General features: G+C 59.6%; 17 protein-coding genes. 16 read left to right on the top strand and 1 reads right to left on the bottom strand.

Annotation, left to right across the window (positions count from 1 at the left end; translation table 11 throughout):
• Positions 1-17 precede the first annotated feature (17 nt).
• Positions 18-1,286: a DUF1559 domain-containing protein gene (locus Enr13x_RS08660; RefSeq protein WP_145385639.1), complete on the top strand. Its 1,269-nt coding sequence runs from the start codon at positions 18-20 to the stop codon at positions 1,284-1,286.
• A 222-nt stretch (positions 1,287-1,508) separates the two neighbouring features.
• Here the strand turns inward: Enr13x_RS08660 and Enr13x_RS08665 are convergent, their stop codons facing one another.
• Positions 1,509-2,003: an acyl-CoA thioesterase gene (locus Enr13x_RS08665; RefSeq protein WP_231744167.1), complete on the bottom strand. Its 495-nt coding sequence runs from the start codon at positions 2,001-2,003 to the stop codon at positions 1,509-1,511.
• Between the two features lie 109 nt (positions 2,004-2,112).
• Here Enr13x_RS08665 and msrA point away from each other — a divergent pair, with 109 nt between their 5' ends.
• From msrA to Enr13x_RS08740, 15 genes are all read left to right on the top strand, one after another.
• Complete coding sequence (gene msrA / locus Enr13x_RS08670) at positions 2,113-2,805, top strand: peptide-methionine (S)-S-oxide reductase MsrA (RefSeq protein ID WP_145385640.1); 693 nt, start codon at positions 2,113-2,115, stop codon at positions 2,803-2,805.
• Between the two features lie 52 nt (positions 2,806-2,857).
• Entirely contained in the window at positions 2,858-3,436 is a 579-nt protein-coding gene (locus tag Enr13x_RS08675; RefSeq protein WP_145385641.1) for a hypothetical protein, read from the top strand.
• A 433-nt stretch (positions 3,437-3,869) separates the two neighbouring features.
• Complete coding sequence (locus tag Enr13x_RS08680; RefSeq protein WP_145385642.1) at positions 3,870-4,835, top strand: sugar phosphate isomerase/epimerase family protein; 966 nt, start codon at positions 3,870-3,872, stop codon at positions 4,833-4,835.
• A complete protein-coding gene (locus tag Enr13x_RS08685) occupies positions 4,832-5,512 on the top strand; it encodes a hypothetical protein (protein ID WP_145385643.1) in 681 nt (226 codons plus the stop codon). The genes Enr13x_RS08680 and Enr13x_RS08685 overlap by 4 nt, the downstream gene beginning before the upstream one ends.
• Before the next feature lie 115 nt (positions 5,513-5,627).
• Positions 5,628-7,061 carry a phytoene desaturase family protein gene (locus Enr13x_RS08690; RefSeq protein ID WP_145385644.1) on the top strand — a complete coding sequence of 478 codons (1,434 nt, stop codon included), beginning with the start codon at positions 5,628-5,630 and terminating at the stop codon, positions 7,059-7,061.
• A gap of 612 nt (positions 7,062-7,673) precedes the next feature.
• Entirely contained in the window at positions 7,674-9,695 is a 2,022-nt protein-coding gene (locus tag Enr13x_RS39340; protein ID WP_145385645.1) for a YXWGXW repeat-containing protein, read from the top strand.
• Positions 9,696-10,448: 753 nt separating this feature from the next.
• Positions 10,449-11,735 (top strand): V-type ATP synthase subunit B, encoded by a 1,287-nt coding sequence (locus tag Enr13x_RS08700; RefSeq protein WP_145385646.1) that lies wholly within the window; start codon positions 10,449-10,451, stop codon positions 11,733-11,735.
• Complete coding sequence (locus Enr13x_RS08705) at positions 11,732-12,322, top strand: V-type ATP synthase subunit D (protein ID WP_145385647.1); 591 nt, start codon at positions 11,732-11,734, stop codon at positions 12,320-12,322. Before Enr13x_RS08700 ends, Enr13x_RS08705 begins: the two co-directional genes overlap by 4 nt.
• A gap of 15 nt (positions 12,323-12,337) precedes the next feature.
• Positions 12,338-14,239: a V-type ATP synthase subunit I gene (locus Enr13x_RS08710; protein ID WP_145385648.1), complete on the top strand. Its 1,902-nt coding sequence runs from the start codon at positions 12,338-12,340 to the stop codon at positions 14,237-14,239.
• Positions 14,239-14,703: an ATP synthase subunit C gene (locus tag Enr13x_RS08715; RefSeq protein WP_145385649.1), complete on the top strand. Its 465-nt coding sequence runs from the start codon at positions 14,239-14,241 to the stop codon at positions 14,701-14,703. Before Enr13x_RS08710 ends, Enr13x_RS08715 begins: the two co-directional genes overlap by 1 nt.
• A gap of 4 nt (positions 14,704-14,707) precedes the next feature.
• Positions 14,708-15,430, top strand: coding sequence for a hypothetical protein (locus tag Enr13x_RS08720; RefSeq protein ID WP_145385650.1), 723 nt, complete (start codon positions 14,708-14,710; stop codon positions 15,428-15,430).
• Between the two features lie 6 nt (positions 15,431-15,436).
• Positions 15,437-16,096 (top strand): DUF2764 family protein, encoded by a 660-nt coding sequence (locus Enr13x_RS08725; protein WP_145385651.1) that lies wholly within the window; start codon positions 15,437-15,439, stop codon positions 16,094-16,096.
• A gap of 151 nt (positions 16,097-16,247) precedes the next feature.
• On the top strand, positions 16,248-18,059 hold the full coding sequence (locus Enr13x_RS08730) for a V-type ATP synthase subunit A (protein WP_145385652.1): 1,812 nt from the start codon (positions 16,248-16,250) through the stop codon (positions 18,057-18,059).
• 513 nt (positions 18,060-18,572) lie between these two features.
• Positions 18,573-19,472, top strand: coding sequence for a hypothetical protein (locus tag Enr13x_RS08735; RefSeq protein WP_145385653.1), 900 nt, complete (start codon positions 18,573-18,575; stop codon positions 19,470-19,472).
• 48 nt (positions 19,473-19,520) lie between these two features.
• Entirely contained in the window at positions 19,521-20,612 is a 1,092-nt protein-coding gene (locus Enr13x_RS08740; protein WP_145385654.1) for a carboxypeptidase-like regulatory domain-containing protein, read from the top strand.
• The last annotated feature ends 13 nt before the right edge of the window (positions 20,613-20,625 follow it).

Consider the following 20,625-nt stretch of genomic DNA (forward strand, 5'->3'; position numbering starts at 1 on the left):
GAAACGAGGAGCCCTCCATGTCGAGGCGAAGCACTGCCGGGTTTACGCTGGTGGAACTGTTGGTCGTGATCGCGATCATCGGAATCTTGGTGGGCCTGTTGTTGCCGGCCGTCCAGGCGGCCCGCGAAGCGGCGCGGCGGATGAGTTGCAGCAACAACTTCAAACAAGTCGGTCTGGCGCTCCACAATTATCACTCCGCCTTCAAGCGACTGCCGATGCACGGCGGCGGGACCGGGATCGACTACCTGGCCGGTAACACGTTGGCGTTCTATTCACCGCGCACGAACCAAAAGAGCCTCAGCTTTCTGGTCGGGCTGACCCCGTTCATGGAGCAGCAAGCCTTGTGGGGGCAGATTTCCAATCGGCTGGCCACCGACCCGCTGGGGAACCCGATCAATCCGCCCTGGCAACCGATGGGGCCCAAGCCCCAAGGGGGCCAATATGGTTACCGGCCCTGGGTGACCGAAATCCCTACGCTGCGCTGTCCCAGCGACCCCGGTACGGGATTGCCGGCATTGGGGCGCACCAACTATGCGGCTTGCATCGGGGACAGCGCGATGTCGACGCGGATCGGGTTGACCAACTTTTTACACGGCGACTACCAACCGCCTTCGGTGATCCAGGCCAGCGCTGTGGCCCGCTGGCAACGTGGGATTTTTGTCACACGCAAATTCACGCGATTCCGCGACATCCTGGACGGGCTCTCCAACACGATTTGCTGTGGCGAAATCATGACCGACCTGCTGGACCGCGACACTCGATCGCACGGGTTGTTCGACGTCAGCAATGTCGACGGCCTGCAAGTGACGATGAGTGCGGCCGGTGGGACGATGGCCTGCCAGGATTCCGGAACCCTGATCGATCCGGAACGGCCTTCGTTTTGGGTTCCGACGGCGTTCCCCGCACACAACCCCAAGAACGACGACGGTTCGGCGTATTTGGTGGCGGTCGAATTGGGAACACGGCGCGGATTCAGTTGGGCCAACTTCGGGCACATCCATTCCAGTGTCACCACCAATCGTCCCCCCAACACCGAATTGTGCTTGCACGGTGCACACGAATTGACCGAAGGCAACTGGTCGATCAGCAGTCGTCACCAAGGCGGCGCGCACATTTTGATGGGGGACGGGGCGGTCGTCTTCATTTCCGACTCGATCGGGTCGGGAGACTCCCGGGCCGGACAAAACGATGGCATTCGCCCCGGGGACGCCAGCCCGTACGGCATCATCGGTGCACTCGGCACGCGTGCCAGTCGCGAAATCATCGACGAGGCCCTGAATCAGTAGCGGCCGCATCTCAGCACGTGGCGTGAGCCAGTGGCGCTGGGGGTGGCGAAATCAACACGCGCCGGTCGCTGACCGGCATGTCGATCGAATCGGGATCTGCGGAGTCAATGGTGAGCCGCTGGCCGTCAGGCCTCGGGCATCGCGCCGAAATGCCCGGCCGCTTACGCGTCGCAGCTCACTTGATCAACAGACCGTGACGCGTCCCGCTGGGATGCCGGTCGCTCACGCGTCCCGCTGGGATCGGGCGGGTTCCCAGGGCAAGGGCGGCGGCGTGGGGCAGATCACCAAATGCTGCTTGGCTTCGTCCGGGATCGGCAAAGCCTTGTGTCGGTTCAAGTCCACAAACACCCAACGGGTTTCCACTTTGGCCAACACCGTGCGATCGGCCGGGCGGCAGATCAGGTATTTTCGCCGCGAAGCAAAACGCTGCAGATCGTGAACCCAGGTCCGGACGATGATTTCGTTTCCGGCCAACGCCGCACCGCGGTACTGGATGGAGTGTTCGCGTACCACCCACCCGAGCCCGCGTGCCAGGGCCGCCTTGGCATCCCATCCGATCGACTCGGTGTGCCGGCCGGCGGCCCAGAGAGTCCACTGGACGTAGCGTAAATTGTGGACGTGCTGCTGCGCGTCGATTTCGTCCTCCGCGACGGTGTGGACGATGTCGAAATGGGCGTCTGTCGCCGTCGCGGCGTGATCTTCGATTGATTGTGTCAAGCTTTCTGCCTATGTTCGGTCGGTTGACGACTTTTCACCTTTCCGGAAGCGTATAATCGAGTCCAGTCTAGACGTGCACGCAGAACCAGATCAGTTAGGAATCCGTTCGATGATGTCAAACACGAGAGTTGCAGTTCGAGTGGTCGAGCAACCCCAACGCAAGACGCTGAAAACCCTCTGGATCTGCTTTTGGGTCCTGGCCGCGCTGGCCAGCTTCTGCCTGAATGTCTCCGCTGTCGAGGTTGATACCAAAGACCAGCCGCCGAAGGAAGAACTTGTCGCCACCTTTGCCGGCGGATGTTTCTGGTGCACCGAAGCGGTGTTCGAGCGGATGGTCGGCGTCAACGACGTGATCAGCGGTTACATCGGTGGCACCGTTCCCAATCCGACCTACGAGCAGGTGTGCGGAAAGAAAACCGGACACGCCGAGGCGGTCGAAATCTACTACGACCCGTCCCAGGTCACGTACGAAGAGCTACTGGAAGTCTTTTTCAAGACGCACGATCCGACCACACTGAACAAACAGGGTGCCGACGAAGGGCCGCAGTACCGCAGCAGCGTGTTCTTCCACAACGAGCAGCAGAAGGACGCGACGGAAGCGTACATCAAGAAATTGAACAAGTCGGGCGAATTTGACCGCAAGATCGTCACCCTGCTGGAAAAGGCCACGACGTTCTATCCGGCCGAGGAAGTTCACCAGGACTTCTATCGAAAGAACCCCAATTACGGCTATTGCCAACTGGTCGTCAAAGACAAGGTGCGAAAGTTCAATCGTAACTTTGGCGACAAAATCAAGAAGTAGCTGACGGTCTGGATGTTGGTCAATCACGACGCGTCAGAGGCGGATTTGTCCCATGAATCGACTCGGCATTGTTGTCACCACCGCACTGTTGACGTTGGGGATCGATCATCTCGCGTCGGCCCAGTCGACGATCCAATTGCCGTCGTTCTCGCGGTTCACGTACTCCGGCAGCGTGCTCGTGCCGACCGGTGGACGAGCCTCTTTGGGCGGCGTTTCGCGGTCGGCGAGCGGACGGTCCTCGCGTCGTGGCGGCGGGCGCGGCATCGGAGCGGGGGTGGGGCATGCCGGGGCGAGTGCCCATGTCACGATCATCGATCACGACGCGATCGATCGCCAGATTCGTGGGTTGCCGCCGAAGGGGACGGGAACCTCGTCGCTCTCCAAGCGACCGATCACGCCTGCGGCTTCGAAAACGGACCCCGATGCCGAAGGCAAAGCGCTCGTTCGGTTCGCCCGCAAGCAGTACCTTGCCGGCCGTCGCACGTCCGCGTTTGATGCCTATCGGCTGGCGATCGAAACGCTCTCACCCAGGCTCTCGGACTTGGCGGCGGCTGAATTCCGTCGCGTCTTCCCAGCCGAGAAGCGTCCCGTCACTATCCAGCCCGGCCGGTTTGTTGCCGATGGTCGCTAGGATCTTCTGACCCTAACGTTGTGTACGAATTGAAATTCGAATCGAGCAACCCTCCCGTGTGGAGGTCGTGCAGTTTTTATAGCAACCCTCCTGACAGGAGGGTCGAGCGCAGCGAGGGGAGGTCGAACGGTGAATCGCGGCGTTCACTTCACTCTTGATGGGCGCCCCCAAGCAACGACGCAAACCCTCTCCTCGCTACGCTCGACTCTCCCAGAGGGAGAGTGACGAAATCCCTTTAAAATCAACGATGAGCGGAAAAGGGGGCAGGTACAAAAAACCAAATGGCCCGTAGGGTGCTTCGCATTTTTGGTACCTGCCCCATTTCCGCAAGCGGTGCCGAAAACGCAAGCGGGAAGCTTACGCCACGTTGCCAACGCAGGTCCGTTTGAGATTAAACTACGCGGCTACCCTACCTAGCTTTCCAAAGATCGACATGACCAACCGACGTTCATTTATCTGGGCCGCCACCGCCGCCACGGCATCGGCTGCAACGTTTCCCAGCCTGCCCACACGACTCGCCGCTGCAGAACCGAGCACCCCCGACCTGCCCGTTCGTTTTTCGCTCAACACCAGTACGATTCGCGGTCAAAATCTGAGCATCGAAAAACAGGTCGATGTCGCGTCGGCGGCCGGCTACGACGGGATCGAACCCTGGATGCGTGACATCGAAACCTTCCTTGCCGAAGGCGGCAAACTTGCGGACCTGCGCAAACGTATCGAGGACGCGGGGCTGTTTGTCGCCAGCGCCATCGGTTTTGCCAATTGGATTTCGGACGACGACCAACAGCGGCGGGCGGGTCTGGAAGCGGCCCGTCACGACATGGAACTGGTCGCGGGCCTGGGCGGCAAACTGATCGCGGCGCCGCCGATCGGGGCGCATCGCGGCGGCAGTGTTTCGCCGCCGTTGGAGTTGGTCGCCGAGCGTTATCGCGCGTTGTGCGAAGTCGGAGCCTCGGTCGGCGTTCAGCCCCAATTGGAATTGTGGGGATTTTCGCCCACGCTCAGCAAACTCGGCGAATTGGCGTACGTGGCCACCGCGGCGGCTCATCCGTCCGCTTGCGTCTTGCCGGACTTCTATCACATCTACAAGGGCGGCAACGACTTCGCCGGTCTGTCCATGATCGAAGCCTCTAAAATGCTGTGCTTTCACATCAACGATTACCCGGCCGATCCGCCGCAAGACAAAATCGCCGACAAGGATCGCGTGTTCCCCGGCGATGGCGTGTGCCCGTTGCCGAAGATCATTCGCGGATTGATTGACAACGGATTCACGGGAACGTTTTCGCTGGAATTGTTCAACCCCGACTACTGGAAACGTGACGCGCTGGCCGTTGCGAGCGAAGGTTTGGAAAAATCAAAAGCCGTCGTCCAGCAAGCCCTGTCCCTGTCGGTCGGATGAGCGAAGGGGCATCCGCAACGTCGTCGCGACGCTTGCCGGTTCAGTTTTCCCTGACCGGGTTGTTGACGATGCTGTTGGTGGTCGCGCTCGCGTCGGCCTACGGTGTGACGGCGGTCCGTTTGCGAACGGCCGAAGCCGAATTGCGGCGGTTGCGTGAGGAAACGGGGTATCTGCCGCCCACGGCAGCAGACGAAATTGCTGCGGCACGACTGATCAGTGACCAGCCGATGACGTATCGGCTGCGGGTGCGTGTCCCCGCCTCGCCGCCGTATCGGATCGCGTACAGTTCGCTGTGGCCGGAATCCGCAGCCGCGCCCCGCTGGTTCGGTGCGGTCGCCGTGCCGCCGGGCGAATCGGTCGTGACGGTGCGAATTCTGAAAGATCCACGGGATGATCGCTGGAAAATCACGACACTTCGTCGCGGTGCCGATGGGACCCGCCGGATGGCGACCGTGCTGCCGGAAAACCACGTCGAGATCTTTCGCCGGTCACACGATTGGCTGACCGCTGGCGTGACCCGCCAGAGTTCGACCCGACCGGTCGGCCAGTCGCTGCGGCTGTTGGATGAGCGGGTCTTGGTTGGCGAGGGGGCGATGATGCTGTACGGTGACGGGCCGCCGAGCGGTGAAATGGTGGGCGTGTTCGCCGAACTGCAACCCGACATCGGCGCCATCTAGTGGGATAGGCTTCCAGCCTGTCATCCCTGGTGGGATAGGCTTCCAGCCTGTCATCGTTCAAATTATCCCCGCAAGACGCATCCGATTCATTCTTCCCCCTTGCTGCTGCCGTTCCATGCCGCGTGATTTTCTAAAAGGTGCCCAAGACGAATACGATGTCGTGGTGATCGGCAGCGGGTTGGCCGGGCTGACCAGTGCCAACATTCTCGGTCGTGCCGGCCATCGGGTGCTGTTGTTGGAACAGCACTACAAACTCGGCGGGTTGGCAACTTGGTTTCTGCGGCCGGGAAGCCATACCTTCGACATCTCCCTGCACGGGTTCCCCCACGGGATGATCAAATCCTGTCGCCGTTATTGGAACCGTGACATCTCCGATCGAATCGTCCAGCTGAAAAACATCCGCTTCGACAACCCCCAATTTTCGCTCACCACGACGTTCGACCGCGAAGACTTCTCGCGGTTGTTGGTCGAGCAGTTCGATCAGGATCCCGAAACGGTCAAGTCGTTCTTTGACACCGCGCGGGGGATGAATTTTTACGACGACCAAACCACCACCACCGGCGAATTGTTCGAGCGGTTCTTTCCCGGACGCAACGACATCGTTCGTCTGTTGATGGAACCGATCACCTACGCCAACGGTTCCACACTGGAAGACCCCGCGATCACCTATGGAATCGTCTTCAGCAACTTCATGAGCAAGGGGGTGTATATCTATGAAGGGGGAACCGACGACCTGATCAAGCGGATGAAAAAGGAATTGGAATCCAACGGCGTTGACATCCGCATCAATTGTCCGGTCGACCACATCGACATCAAAGACGGTCGGGTCAACGCGGTCCGGGTCGGCGATCGAACCATTCGTTGCCGTGCCGTCGTCAGCAATGCGAACCTGCGGACCACGATCTTGAAGATGATCGGCGAAGAAAAACTCGATGCCGACTACGTCCAACGAACCAACGCCGTGCGGCTGAACAATAGCAGCACGCAGGTCTACATGGCGCTCAAAGAGGGCGAAACGATCGACGAGAGCAGCGGCGACCTGTTTTTCACCAGCACGGCGGAGGAATTCAAAACCGAGTCCTTGCTCAGCCGTGACATCACCAGTCGCACGTTCAGCTTTTATTATCCGCGGACGCGACCGTGGAAAACGAAAGAACGCTACGCAGTCGTCAGCAGCACCAACGCCAATTGGTCGGACTGGAACGATCTGAACGAACAGGACTATGAAGCGAGCAAGCAAGATCTGGTGGAGACCACGATCGACGCGTTGGAGCGTTACCTGCCGGGCGTGCGTGACAAGATCGAACATGCCGAGGCCGCGACACCGCGCACGTTCCAGCACTACACCCTCCACGAACGAGGCGCCAGCTTCGGCACCAAATTCGAAGGCCTGGGGGTCAGCCGAGAACTGCCCAGCCAGGTCGGAGGCATGTACCACGCCGGAAGCGTCGGGATCATCATGAGCGGTTGGCTGGGGGCGATCAATTACGGCGTCATCGTCAGCAACGAAGTCGATCAGTTGCTGACCAGCGAATCCTCGCCGGTGTGAGCCCGGGCTCGGCCCCGATCGCTGCGAAAGTGGTACGACGTCCTTTCCAGGTCGTCGTCGGGAGTCCAACGGACGACAGCCCGGAAGGGCCATCGTACTCAAGAAACCGGCCGTCCAATGTTGGACGGTCCCTCAAGGCTCGAACACCAACGGTTGCTGAATCTCAGGTTACCGATGCCCGTGCCGCTCGTACGTAACCCGAAAATCGCAGCCGGCAAAGCTCCCGTATCGTCGCAAAACCAGCCGGCGTGTCGTCAAATCGATCTGTCGCGTTGCGTCGCGATTGATTCGGCCCAATCGCGGACAAATTAATCGCAACCGCCGGAGACTCGCGTTCCACAACGTCAACAAGCTCGGATGTCCGCTCGGATCGGATCAGATGGGGCGGACGGTACGTCGTTTGCAATCACGTTTGGCACCTAGTGCTTTGTCAGCTTTCAATTTTCGAGCCTGCGTTTGTCGAGCGGAAAAGGGGTCAGGTACCAAAAACCAAATGGCCCGCAGGGTGCTTCGCATTTTTGGTACCTGACCCCTTTTCCGCGGTACCCTACGAATAAAAGTTGACGAAGCACAAAGGCGTCCGCCGGGCAATTCAACCATAGCCACCCCCCCATGATGATCCGTTTCCCAAGTTCTCTTTACCAATCTGGTCTCCACACCGCAGTTGTCATTCTGTTGTCCACGCCGCTGTTTGCTCAAAGTCCTCAGGGCGACGAGCGGAGCGTCCCGCTGATTCAGCTTCAGCCAGCGCCGCAAAGCGTCAGTTCCGACGTCCAAACGGTGGATCCGGCGCCAAACGATCCACTGGCGGGCGAAGCGGGCGTGGAATACTTGACGCACGGACCGTTGCACGAGTCGTACGCCGAACCGTATTCGGCCGATCCGCAACCCGCTCCCGTGGTCACCAAAGCGCCTCCGCCGGCGGTCAAGGAACTGCCGCCGACGCTGCGACCGGAAAGTGATCGGTCGACGTGGATCCCGGGGTATTGGGATTGGGATGAAGAACTCGGTGACTACCTGTGGATCAGTGGGGTGTGGCGCGAAGTGCCCCCGCATCGTCGCTGGGTCGCCGGCTACTGGGAGCCGGCCGAAGACGGCTATCGTCGCGTCGCAGGCTTTTGGGCGAACGAGCAATCGCCAACCGTCGATTATCTGCCCCCGCCGCCGGAATCACTCGAGCAGGGGCCGGCCGCTCCGGCTCCGGCAGACAACTATTTCTATGTGCCCGGGAACTGGAACTATCAAGCGAGCGAATACCAATGGACGCCGGGCTTCTGGGCCAGATCCCAGCCCAATTGGGTCTGGATCCCGAATCAATACGTCTGGACACCGCGGGGCTGCATCTTCCGATCCGGCTATTGGGATTATCGTCTTCAGCGGCGTGGCGTGCTGTTTACCCCGGTGTATTATCGGTCACCGATCTATCTGCGCGCCAACTACTGGTATCGGCCGCGCTATGTGATCAACAGCGGTCTGGATCTGCTGGCGAATCTGTTCGTTAACCCGCGTTATGGTCGCTATTACTTTGGCGATTATTACGGAGCGGGATACGGTACGCGGTACCAACCCTGGATCAGCTACTACCAGCGTCCACGGCGCTACGATCCGTTGTACTCCTATTACGGAATTCGTTCGCTGCATGATCGAGAGCCTTCACTGGATCGCATCGCACGACAACATCAACAGTTCAGGGAACATCAAGAACTCAGACCGCCGCGTACCTATGCGAGACAACATGCGGATCGAGGGCCGCAGGGCCCCGGTCCCGAACCGGGCCAGGGAAGCCGCGTGAGTGTCGGCAGGCCAAACTTGGGGAATCCGTTGGAAGACTACGCCCGGCGGAATGCGGATGACATTCGATTCCGTCGCATCAGCGATACCCAAGCCTCGTCGTTGGGGCGGTTCGCGGAACAGTCACAGGAGAAGACTCGCAAGGCGCGCAGCGATTTTGAAAAGTTGTCACCAGGAAGGAAGCTGGGTGATGCATCAACGGCCGGTCGATCCGCAACGATGCGGGGGCCTTCACGGGTATCCAGTTTTCGCTTGCCAGAGGACGATGTGCCGCGGCGCAGCGTGCCCTCGTCGATTCGCGGGCGAGACGGGTCGAACAGCGCCATCAGGGGCAGCGCCATCAGTGGCAACAACATCAGGGGCAGCGAGAGGGGGAACCGCACGCCGACACCTGAGAACTCATCGCCGCCGGTTCGTCAATTCGGATCACCGCGTGGCAGCGGATTTAATCCGTCGTCCGGATTCGGTCGTTCCACCAGCCGTGACCTGCCGAGCGTCCGTTCCATCCCCGATCTTCGTTCCTCCACGCCCGGCCGTTCGATCCCCCAGGGGCGCTCTTACACGCCGCGGCAATCTTACACGCCGCGGCAATCGTCTCCGCCGCGGCAATCGTCTCCGCCGATGATCAATCGCGGCAGCTTTGGCAACCGCAGCGACATCGGTGGGCTCAAGGCGTCCGGCGGCCGTGGGGGTGATGGCGGGCTCAAAGCGACCGGCGGCGGTTTCGGCGGATTCAAAGCGTCCGGACGCGACGTGGGTCGGAGCGGCGGAGGTGACCGAGGCAGCCGCGGCAATCCGGGGTCTGGAGCCAGGGGTTCCAAGGGGAAAGGTCGGGGCAAGTAGCGGAAGGGCGGCGTCTGCGAACAAGTGGGAAGTGGGGTAAGCATCCTGCTTGCCTCGTTCCAAGGCTCCGCCTTGGAACGCTTCTGACGGTGCGGCTCTTGCCACACGCGGTGTGCACTCGGGAGGCGGGAGCCTCCATCGCAGTGTGTTCCCAGGCGGAGCCCGGGAACAAGTGGGACAAGTGGGAAGTGGGGTAAGCATCCTGCTTGCCTCGTTCCAAGGCTCCGCCTTGGAACGCTTCTGCGGTGCGGCTCTTGCCACACGCGGTGTGCACTCGGGAGGCGGGAGCCTCCATCGCATTGTGTTCCCAGGCGGAGCCCGGGAACAAGTGGGAAGTGGGGTAAGCATCCTGCTTGCCTCGTCCCAAGGCTCCGCCTTGGACGCTTCTGACGCAAGCTGGAAGCTTACGCCACTGTTTTTTCTAAATGGCTTCATCGTCTGGCCCGGGGATTGCTCTTTCGAGGGTGGCTGTGCGAAGGCTTTGCCGACCGCACACCCGACGTTGGGGCTTTCTCGTAGATCGTTGCAAAACCTGAGACGCGATCCATGTTTGCCGCGCCGACGACGACTCACGCGATCAAATGTCACGCTTCGGGCGCCGTGCGGGCGTGCGAGTACGACACAGTGTGCTCCACCGCTTGTGTCTAACGATGACATTGATCTGAAAAATATCCACGTGATGATGCTGTGAACTCCTACGCCTGTGCGGATCACTCCACTGTGCCTTTTCCAGAACTCTTTTCACATACCCGAGTGCTCTCGATCGTTGGCGACATCCTGACGATTCACGCCAGTGGCGTCGCGCTCGGAGAACTCGCCTGGGTCAAAAACAGCGACGGGACCACCTCGTTGGCTCAAGTCACTGAGATTGATTGCGAACGTGTTTCGCTACAAGTGTTCGCCGGCGGCAAAGGGTTGCGTTCGGACGCGCGGGTCAGCTTTTTGGGACACGCCGCCCAAGTGCTCTTCAGCGATGACATCTTGGGCCGCATTTTCAACGGCGTCGGCCAACCGGTCGACGGCGGTCCGGAACTACTCGGGCATCGACGTGTCGATGTCGGCGGGCCTTCGGTCAATCCCGTGATGCGGGTCGTGCCGTCGAAGATGATCGAGACCAAGGTTCCGATGATCGATGTTTTCAATTGTTTGGTGGAAAGTCAAAAGATCCCGATCTTTTCGATCGCCGGCGAACCCTACAACGAACTGCTGGCTCGGATTGCGATCCAGGCCGATGCCGACGTGGTCGTGTTCTGTGGGCTGGGGCTGATCTTTGATGAATTCCACTTCTTTCGCGACACGTTTGAAAACGAAGGTGTGTTCCCCCGCACGGTGATGTTCGCCAATCGGGCATCGGATCCGATCGTCGAACGGTTGCTGGCACCCGATTTGGCGTTGAAAGTCGCTGAGCGGTTTGCCGTCGAACAAAATAAACGCGTCCTCGTGCTGATGACCGACATGACGGCGTTCGCCGATGCCTTGAAAGAGATCGGCGTGGCGATGGAACGCATCCCGTCCAATCGCGGCTACATGGGCGACTTGTACAGCCAGTTGGCGTTGCGCTACGAACGGGCGTGTGATTATCGCGGTGCCGGGTCGGTCACGTTGTTGGCCGTGACCACCATGCCCGGCAACGACGTGACCCATCCCGTGCCCGACAACACCGGCTACATCACCGAAGGACAATTCTATTTGCACGACGGGATGATCGACCCCTTCGGTTCGCTGTCACGTTTGAAACAGCAAGTGATCGGCAAAGTCACTCGCGAAGACCACTCCGCGGTGATGAACACCATGATCCGCTTGTTCTCGGGGGCTCGCCAAGCCGAACAGAAACAGCAGATGGCGTTCGAGTTGTCGGCGATGGACCACAAGCTGTTGAAATTCGGCGAGCTGTTCACCCAGCGTTTTATGCGTTTCGACGTCGCCGTGCCGTTGGAAGAAGCGTTGGACCTGGGGTGGCAAACGATGGCGGAATGTTTTGAGCCACAAGAGTTGTTGATTCGCGAAAAGTTGTTGAACAAGTACTACCCGGCATCATGACACTCGCGCTGAACAAAACGACGCTCAAACGGCAACGCGATCAAGCCAAACTGTATCGCCGGTTCTTGCCCTCGTTGGAGCTGAAACGTCAGCAGTTGCAAGCCGCGTGGCGACAGTCGAAACAGGAATTGGCGGAGATCGAGGCCGAAGTGCATCGTGTCGGTGAGGAGCTGCAATCCTTGTATCCGCTGATCGGCGGTTCCACGATTGACATCGCCGAAATGGCCCAATGGGTGCGAGTCGCCGAGGTGGACATCAAAACGGAAAACGTCGTCGGCACCTCCATCCCCAAGTTCGGCCAATTGCGTTTAGAAGTCGATTCTTATTCGCGTCTGGCGATCCCGTTCTGGGTCGATTCTCTGGTCGCAGCCCTCAAACAGATGGTGGGATTGCGGGTGCGAATGAAGGTTGCCGAAAAGCGAACCGAAGCATTGGGCGCGGCGCTACGGCGCGTGACCCAACGGGTGAATCTGTTCGACAAGGTGCTGATTCCCCAGGCGGAGGAGAATATCCGCCGAATCGTGATCTTTCTGTCCGACCAAGAACGCGCGGCCGTCGTGCGTTCCAAAATTGCCAAGTCACGTTAGGCGGAGGATCAAGAGATGGCCATTGTTCCGCTGCATCGTGTGACCTTGATCGGTGAATTGAAAGACCGCGACCGGGTCGTGTTGGAACTGCAACGATTGGGTTGTGTCCATCTGGTTGATCTGGTCAACGATGGGAGCAAGCCCCAGGGGACGGCCATTGGTGCCGAGGACTTGAAAGCGGCGATCGCCTATCTGGACAGTTGCCCCGAAAAACGTCCCCCGCCATCACGATCCACGCGGCGCGGTTCGGCAACGACTGTGTCGGATCATGGTGATGTCACGCGAATCGCTGCCGAAGTCTTGCGGATCGAATCCGAATCGCGGGAATTGGTTGACGAACAGGAAGACGTGGCTGAAAACATCGAACAAACCCGTCCGTGGGGCGACTTCCGTTTGCCTGCGGCCGACGAGCTGCGCGGACAGCAGTTCTTCTTTTACCGTCTGATGCATCGCGAGGCACGCCAGGTCCCGGATTCCGTCCGAGCGAACGGCTGTGTCAGCGTGGTCCACACCGACGCGGAACATGAATACTGGGTGATCATCGCGGAACATCCGCCCGCCGACATGCCGTGCGATCCCGAGGAGTTGGATCCGCGTCCGCTGTCGCAACTGCAGTCGCGATCGGCTGAGATCGGCGAACAACGCGAACGGCTTCAAGTGCAGCGGATTGCGCTGACCCGTTGGTTGGATCGTTTGCGACGAGAGCTTGCGGCGATCGAGGATGAAACGGCGCGGATGAACGCGAAGCAACGCTCGTTGGTCGATGGCCCGATGTTTGCTTTGCAAGGCTGGGCGCCGCGCGGCAAACTGGCGGCGCTGGAAACCTTTGCTCGGGAAAACACCTTGGCGCTGCATCAGCGGGCCCCCGAGATGGACGAATTACCCCCGACGTTGCTCAGCAATCCGCGTCCGATCGCCGGTGCCGAGGGCGCCGTCACGTTCTTCATGACCCCCGGCTATCGCAGTTGGGATCCGACCTGGGTGATGTTTTTTTCCTTCGCCGCGTTCTTTGCCATGATCTTGGCCGACGCCGGTTATGGCGTCGTGCTCGGTTGCCTGGTGGCCCTGTCCGCCCGGCGGCTCGGCCGAACCGCCGCGGGACGTCAGTTCCTGCAGTTGGCGGTGTTCATGGTCGCCGTCACCATTGTGTACGGTCTGTTGATCGGAAGCTTTTTCGGCGTCTCCCCGGCACCGGGGAGTTGGTTGGACCGTCTGGTGATCAAGAGCGGTGACCACTCGATCATGCAGGACCGCGAGGCGATGATGTTGATTTCGGCGACCATCGGCGTCTTTCACCTGGTGCTGGCCAACGCGGTGGTCGCCTGGCGTTGGCTGGGCAGCGGACATGCATTGTCCTCGGTCGGCTGGGTGGTCGCCTTGATCGGCGGCTGGCTGTTGACGCTGACCATGCTGCCCAAGCCCGACGTGATGGCATTGTTGGCGGAAACGCTCGGCGGAGAGTCAGCGGCGTGGTCGGAAACCGTCGCCGCCGGTGGCTGGTGGATGTTGGGCGTCGGGCTGGTGTTGGTGTTTTTCTTTTCCAGCACGCGGCCGGTGTTTTCCAGTCGTCCCCGCGACCTGCTGGCGCGATGTCTCGACGGCGCCTTGGGGCTGACCGGTGTGACCAAGGCGTTCGGGGACGCACTCAGTTACTTGAGGCTGTTCGCCTTGGGGTTGGCGAGTGCTCAACTGGCACTGTTGTTCAACGAGATGGCGTCCGATGCGTCGCAGGTGCCCGGCGTAGGCATCTTGTTGGGGTTATTGGTCTTTCTGTTGGGCCACACACTGAACTTCGTCCTGGCAGTGGTCGGAGGCGTCGTCCACGGGCTGCGTTTGACCTGCATTGAATTTTTTAGCTGGTCCCTGACTGATGAGGGACAACCGTTCCAAGCCTTTGAAATGAGAGCGAACAAGTGATGGACGAACCGATGGTGGAAATGTTGGGCAGGATCGGAATCTATGCCCCGCTGTTTCTGGGGGCGATCGGCAGCATCTTGGGCTGCGCCGCCGGGGGCCAAGCCGCGTGCGGAGCGATGCTGGATGTGGAAGGAGGCTACGGGCGACTGATCGGTGTGTCCGCGCTGCCGTCCTCACAAACCATTTATGGAATTGTCGTGATGCTGTCGATGAACGGCAGTTTCCAGATCCAAGCGGCCCCGGGGATGTTTGCGATCGGAGTGCTGTGCGGACTGGCGTTGTTGTTCAGCGGCTGGTTCCAAGGCAAATGTTGTGCGTCGGCGATTCACGCGACCAAGAGTAAGCCCGAAGTCTTCGGGCTCTCGGTGGCACCGGCGGCGATCGTCGAAGGCTTCGCCGTGTTCGCGTTCGTCTTTGCATTGATCCTGGCGGGCGGATTGCCCGCAGCGGCTGGAGGGTCCTGATTCCATGTCAACTTCATCCCCCGTCGACACGGGCGCCAACGCCCAAACCGAAGCCAAAGCGGACGCGAATGTGGGCGTTCAAGAACTGATCGACCGGCTCAAAAGCGAAGGCGTTCAGGAAGGCCAACAGCAGGCCGAAGCCTTGTTGGCCGAAGCCAAGAAGCAGGCCGCCAAGATCATCGACGCGGCGCGTGCCGAAGCCGATACGATCGCAAGCGACGCCCAGCTGCAAGCCGAGCGGACGCAGACCAACGGCAAGCGGGCGCTCGAATTGGCCAGTCGCGATGCCAGTTTGCACCTCAAGGAACAGCTGCAACATGAATTCCGCGGTTGGGTCGGCGGATTGGTCCGCGAACAATTCGAGGACACCGAATTTGTCGCCGAGCTGATCCGCGAAATGGCCGCCCAAGCGGTCGCGACCCTCGAACCTGGGGCCGCCGGCGAGAAGTCTGGCGACAAGTCCGGAGAAACGGCCAAGCTAAAACTCCTGGTCTCCCCTGACGGGGAAAAGGCGATCGAGGCGTTCGTCAAAGGCCAAGCCGCTCAAATGCTGCGGCAGGGCGTTGAGTTGCAAGCCGATCGATCGTTGACACACGGATTTCGCATCCGGATCGTCGACGAAGACATCGAGATCAATTTCAGCGACGAGGCGGTCACGGCGGCGCTGATGCGTTTCCTGGCACCCAAGTTTCGCCAACGGATCAGTTCCCTCGCCACCGAGGCCTGATGTGACATGCAGTCCTACTACACGCTGATCGCATCGCTGCCGCAGTTGCCGCGCGCGTTTGATGACGGGCCGATCCCGATCTCCGCGGCCGCGTTGCGGCACAGGCTATCGATGCTCGGTCACCACGACCGGCAAATCGTTCAACAGGTTTCCGACTTCTTTCGTTGGGACCGTCAGCCACGCGACCGCAGCGACGTCGAAATTCGCGAGACGCACCGCCGGCTGGTTGTCGAGATCCGTCATCCCTTGGTCGCCCGGCTGGTTCACCATCGATTTGAAATGCGGATGCTGGTCGCGGCACTGCGATGCCAACGCGATGGATCGCCGCCGCCCGTGTTTCCCGAATTGCCCTTGGCCGTCTGGATCCAACGGCACTGGGATGAACCTTGTTTTCGGCTCAACGACCGGTTCCATTGGCTGCCCCGGTTCTGCCAATCGCTCGATGACCATCAACCGCGACGGGCCCAGTGGCACCTGTTCACGGAGCTGTGGAATCACTGGAGTCGTTGGAACGATCACTACAATTTTTCCTTCGAGTCGGTGGTGTTGTACGTGGCGCGATGGGAGATCCTGCATCGTTGGGCAAGCCAAGACGTCGATCGTGGCAGACAACGATTCAACGCCTTGGTCGATGACCTGCTGCAAACCGGTGGGGTAAATTGCTGATGCGTTGTTCCGCAAACTCCTTCCGTGCGAAAACCGATGGCATTGGGCGAATGCCGTCGGCTCCACCCGCGCCAAGCGTGGGAAACCGTCTGGACGCAAGCTGGAAGCTGACGCCACGTTTCTTTTCTTTTCGCCGACACCTGGGGATTCAATGAACGCTACCGCCAACGATCAAGACTCTGCCACCGCCAAGGTCTTGGGGGTCAACGGAAACATCGTTCGCATCGAAGTGTCCGGCGGACGGATCATGAAGAACGAGGTCGCCTACGTGTGCGTCGGTGACGAACGTTTGAAAGCCGAAGTCTTGCGGGTCAACGGCGACCAGGCCGAATTGCAAGTCTTTGAAGAAACCGACGGCGTGCGTTTCGGTGACAAGGTCGAGTTGTCCGGTGAGATGTTGTCGGTGTCACTCGGTCCGGGGCTGCTGGGAACGATCTATGACGGCTTGCAAAACCCGCTCAGCGATCTGGCCGAGTTGGACGGTTTCTTTCTCAAACGTGGCCGCGACGTCGCGGCGCTCGACCCGGGCAGACGGTGGGATTTCACACCGGTGTGTCAGGTCGGCGATCAAGTCGTTGCCGGTCAGGTGCTGGGGACCATCCCCGAAAAGAACATCGTTCACAAGGTGATGGTTCCCTTCGATGCGAGCGGTACGATGACGGTCCAAGCGATCGCCGAAGGCCGCTGGCGGACCGACGCGACGGTGGCCACGTTGACGGATTCCAAGGGCCGCCCGATGCGGATCCCGCTGGTCCAAACGTGGCCCGTTCGTCGACCGATCTCGGCGCTGATGCAGCAACAGCGGCTGATCGAACGGGAGTTTCCGTCACAGCCACTGATCACCACCACGCGAATCATCGACACGTTCTTTCCGATCGCCCGTGGCGGGACTGCCTGCATCCCCGGGCCGTTCGGGGCCGGGAAAACCGTGATGCAGGGATTGATCGCGCGGTACAGCACCGTCGACGTGGTGATCGTGGTGGCCTGTGGCGAGCGGGCGGGCGAAGTCGTTGAAACGATTCATGACTTTGCCCAAATGCCGGATCCGCGAACCGGCGGAAAACTGATGGACCGCACGATCATCATCTGCAACACCTCGTCGATGCCCGTCGCCGCCCGTGAAGCGTCCATCTACACCGGCATCACGCTGGGCGAATACTATCGGCAGATGGGGCTGGACGTGTTGCTGTTGGCCGATTCAACCTCGCGTTGGGCCCAGGCGATGCGGGAAACCAGCGGACGGTTGGAAGAGATCCCCGGCGAAGAGGCGTTTCCGGCTTATTTGGACAGTGCGATCAAAGAACTCTACGAGCGTGCCGGTGTGTTGCGGATGGCCGACGGCCAAACCGGCAGTTTGACCCTGATCGGATCGGTTTCGCCCGCCGGCGGCAATTTTGAAGAACCGGTCACCCAGTCGACCTTGGGAACAGTCAAGTGCTTTTTAGGATTGTCCTATGACCGCGCCTACAAACGGTTTTATCCCGCGATCGATCCGTTGATTTCGTGGTCCCGCTATCGCGATCAGCTGGAATCGTTTTTTAAATCCGAAGTCGACCCGCATTGGACCGCCGGTGTTTCGGCGATGCACCAACTGTTGCGAGACGGCGAGAGCATCGACCAGATGATGCAGGTCACCGGCGAAGAAGGCATTTCGATCGAAGACTACGTGACGCATCAAAAGGCGATGTTCTTGGACATGGTGTACTTGCAACAAGATGCCTTCGACCCGGTCGACGTCTCGGTGCCGCTGGAGCGACAAAAGGAAACGTTCTTGCTCTGCCAGAAACTGATCAACGACGAGTACGCATTCGAAGACAAAGAGCAAGCCCGAGTGTTCTTCACCGAACTGACCGGGCTGTTCAAAAACCTAAACACTGCGAAAACCGACTCCGATGATTTCAAACGGTTTCGCAAGCGGATTTCCGAACTCCAAGCCACCGCATTAGTCGTCGACGCAAGTTAACCTGATCCTCCCGTCTCTCCCAATCAACCAAAAAGGTGTCGGACACCTTTTACGCGCTACGTATTCTCGCCTGACCCCCAAGCCGTTGCGTGTGGCGGCATCGCGCGTGAGCGCGCCGCTGGCCGACTCCACACCCAAACGCTGCCCGAAGCGCGGCCGCGTCCACGAAGCCTGATGCAACCCTGGGTCTGGCCGGCGTCCTGCGCATGAATCGGGTTTACGCAACCGTCGAAACCCCATGCCGGCGCCAGCAAGCCGGCGCCAGCAAGCCGGCGCCAGCAGGCCACGCCCGTGACGCTGCTCGGATCGCAGGCTCGGATCGCAGGCTCGAGGTTCGCCCGATCGGTCACACGTGGCCCGACACTCTCTGAACAAGCGTGCAGATATCACGCGTGTTAATCTTTTCTGTTTGGGAGGAATTGCTTGCTAAAGATCCGCCTGTTGGGTTATAGTCCAGATCTCCCAACAAAGGGGTGTGTGGTTTGACTTTGGCCATTCGGGGGCATCTGGGGCGTGACGCAACATCCAAAGCTACTGCGGCTTTCTGACGCGATTTCGTACGGCATCATTGTCGTCGGATTTGCCGTCGCGATTTGGTCCTTGGTGATCAGCGAGCCGCCGACCAATCCGATGACGGTCTACGCGCTTCGGATCTTTCTTTCGTTGGCGGCAGGATTGTCGGCGAACATTATCGCGGGCAATCTGGAGATCAAATGGCTGAAGGAAAACAGCGAAATCCGCTCCACCGGCGCGATCGCATTTGCCGTGGTCACGTTTTACTCCGCGCCGAATCTTGCCCCCAGCCTTGATCCGGTCAATGTCCAGCGTGACCCGCCCTCGATTTTGAATGCGAAGGTCTGGTCGGTCAACAACCTGATTCGACCGGAAGTGTTTCCACAAACACAGAAGTCGACATGGGTCTTCAAGACCATTGAGCTGATGGGGATGCATCATGAGTCGATGCAGCACGTCATCGATGGCCGACGCGCGATTGGTGATTTGACGAAGGCTCTTGCCGGTCAGGTTTCGGACCAGCAAAAGCTTGAAGTCATCGATCGGGCGTTGCAGCAGGGGACGGCGGATGAAGAGGACGGAAAGACGATTTATGCGATCGCCGAAACGCCGCGATTCGATGTCGCCCACCGCGCCTTTGACGCGATGATCCGAACACTTCCCTCGCTGGAGAAAGGCAGTCCAGACAAACGCCACGATATCCTGCCGTTTCTGATTTCAGATAAAGGGCATTTGAAGTCATTCACGCCGTTGACGCGGAAACACGACGACGTCACCCAGGAACTTTTCATCGACGTTCCAGAATCTCAACCGGGCGACTACCTGTTTTTTATCATCAAGTTCCGATTCAAGCAGGCCACTCCGACGACCATTCTTCCTTTGGAATTGATCACGACCTAGCGGTTGTTTTGAAAACATCTTCGTCTCTTTCTACTTTGGAGCATCAGCATGACGATACACAAGACCGCGTTGGCGTTTCTTTCCGTTTTGGGGTTGGCGATGTCGCACGTGGTGGTTGCGTCGGACGCAACCGATCGAGAGTGGACGCATCGTCAAACTGGCAAATCGGTTCGGGCGACCCTGTTGGAGGTGGATCTGCACCGTGGCGTGGCGCGATTCCTTGATGCCCATGATCGAGAGCTGCATGCGCGGCTCGCCGACCTGTCCGACCAGGATCTCACGTTCATCCGATCGAGCCAGACACTCGACGTACAGCAGCGATTCGTGACGGTACTTCAATCGGAGGACGTCACGATTTCCGGAACGGTCAAGGATCGCAACGGCAATCCGGCTAAGAACGTGAGTGTTCGTGCGGTGCGGCAGGACGAACCCGATATCGTGTTGGATCGCGACATTACAGATCCCGACGATGGCAGCTATCGTTTGAAGATCGCCACGAACGTGGATCTCCGTCAGGTGCGGCTCGATTTTGTCCCGCTCTTGCCGGGCTTGGTACCGGGAACGGACGAGCAATTGAAAAGCGATGAAGGCCAGACCATCAATAAGGTTTTAGATGGAGTGCCCGCTTCCTCCGGCGGTGCCGCACCAGCGGCCGTCGAAGCGATGGGGGACAGTGCTGACGGCGTCCCACCTCGCGAGATGCGAATCCAGGTTGCACCGATGCAACGCGCAGAGCTTCGGCCGATGTTGTCCGAAGACCGGGCCCAAGATGAACTGAAGCAGATCTTCGACAATCTGCTGACCATGGAGGAGTTTCTACAGCGAACCGAACTCAAAGATCAGGTCGATGACGACGACATCCAGCTTCGCAATCGAATTCTTGAGTATCTGGAGGCGGTGAAAACACTGCCCCAAATTCGGCCCGGTAGCGGACGCATCTACAACAGTGTTGCCAACAAGATTCGCTACCTTCGTGAAGAGTACGGGTTGACGGCCTTTGATCAAGTCTCCCCATGCCCGGTCCCTGGAGTCTCTTCTGCGCAGGTGGTTTGTCCGACCATCCGCGTTTGTCACCCCGTCTGTCGACCCGTTTGTCCGCCAAGAACGCGGCCTCTGTTCCGCCGCTTCCTTTGCCAGTAGTTACCTGAAGGGT

This window comes from Stieleria neptunia (assembly GCF_007754155.1).
Lineage (GTDB): Bacteria > Planctomycetota > Planctomycetia > Pirellulales > Pirellulaceae > Stieleria > Stieleria neptunia.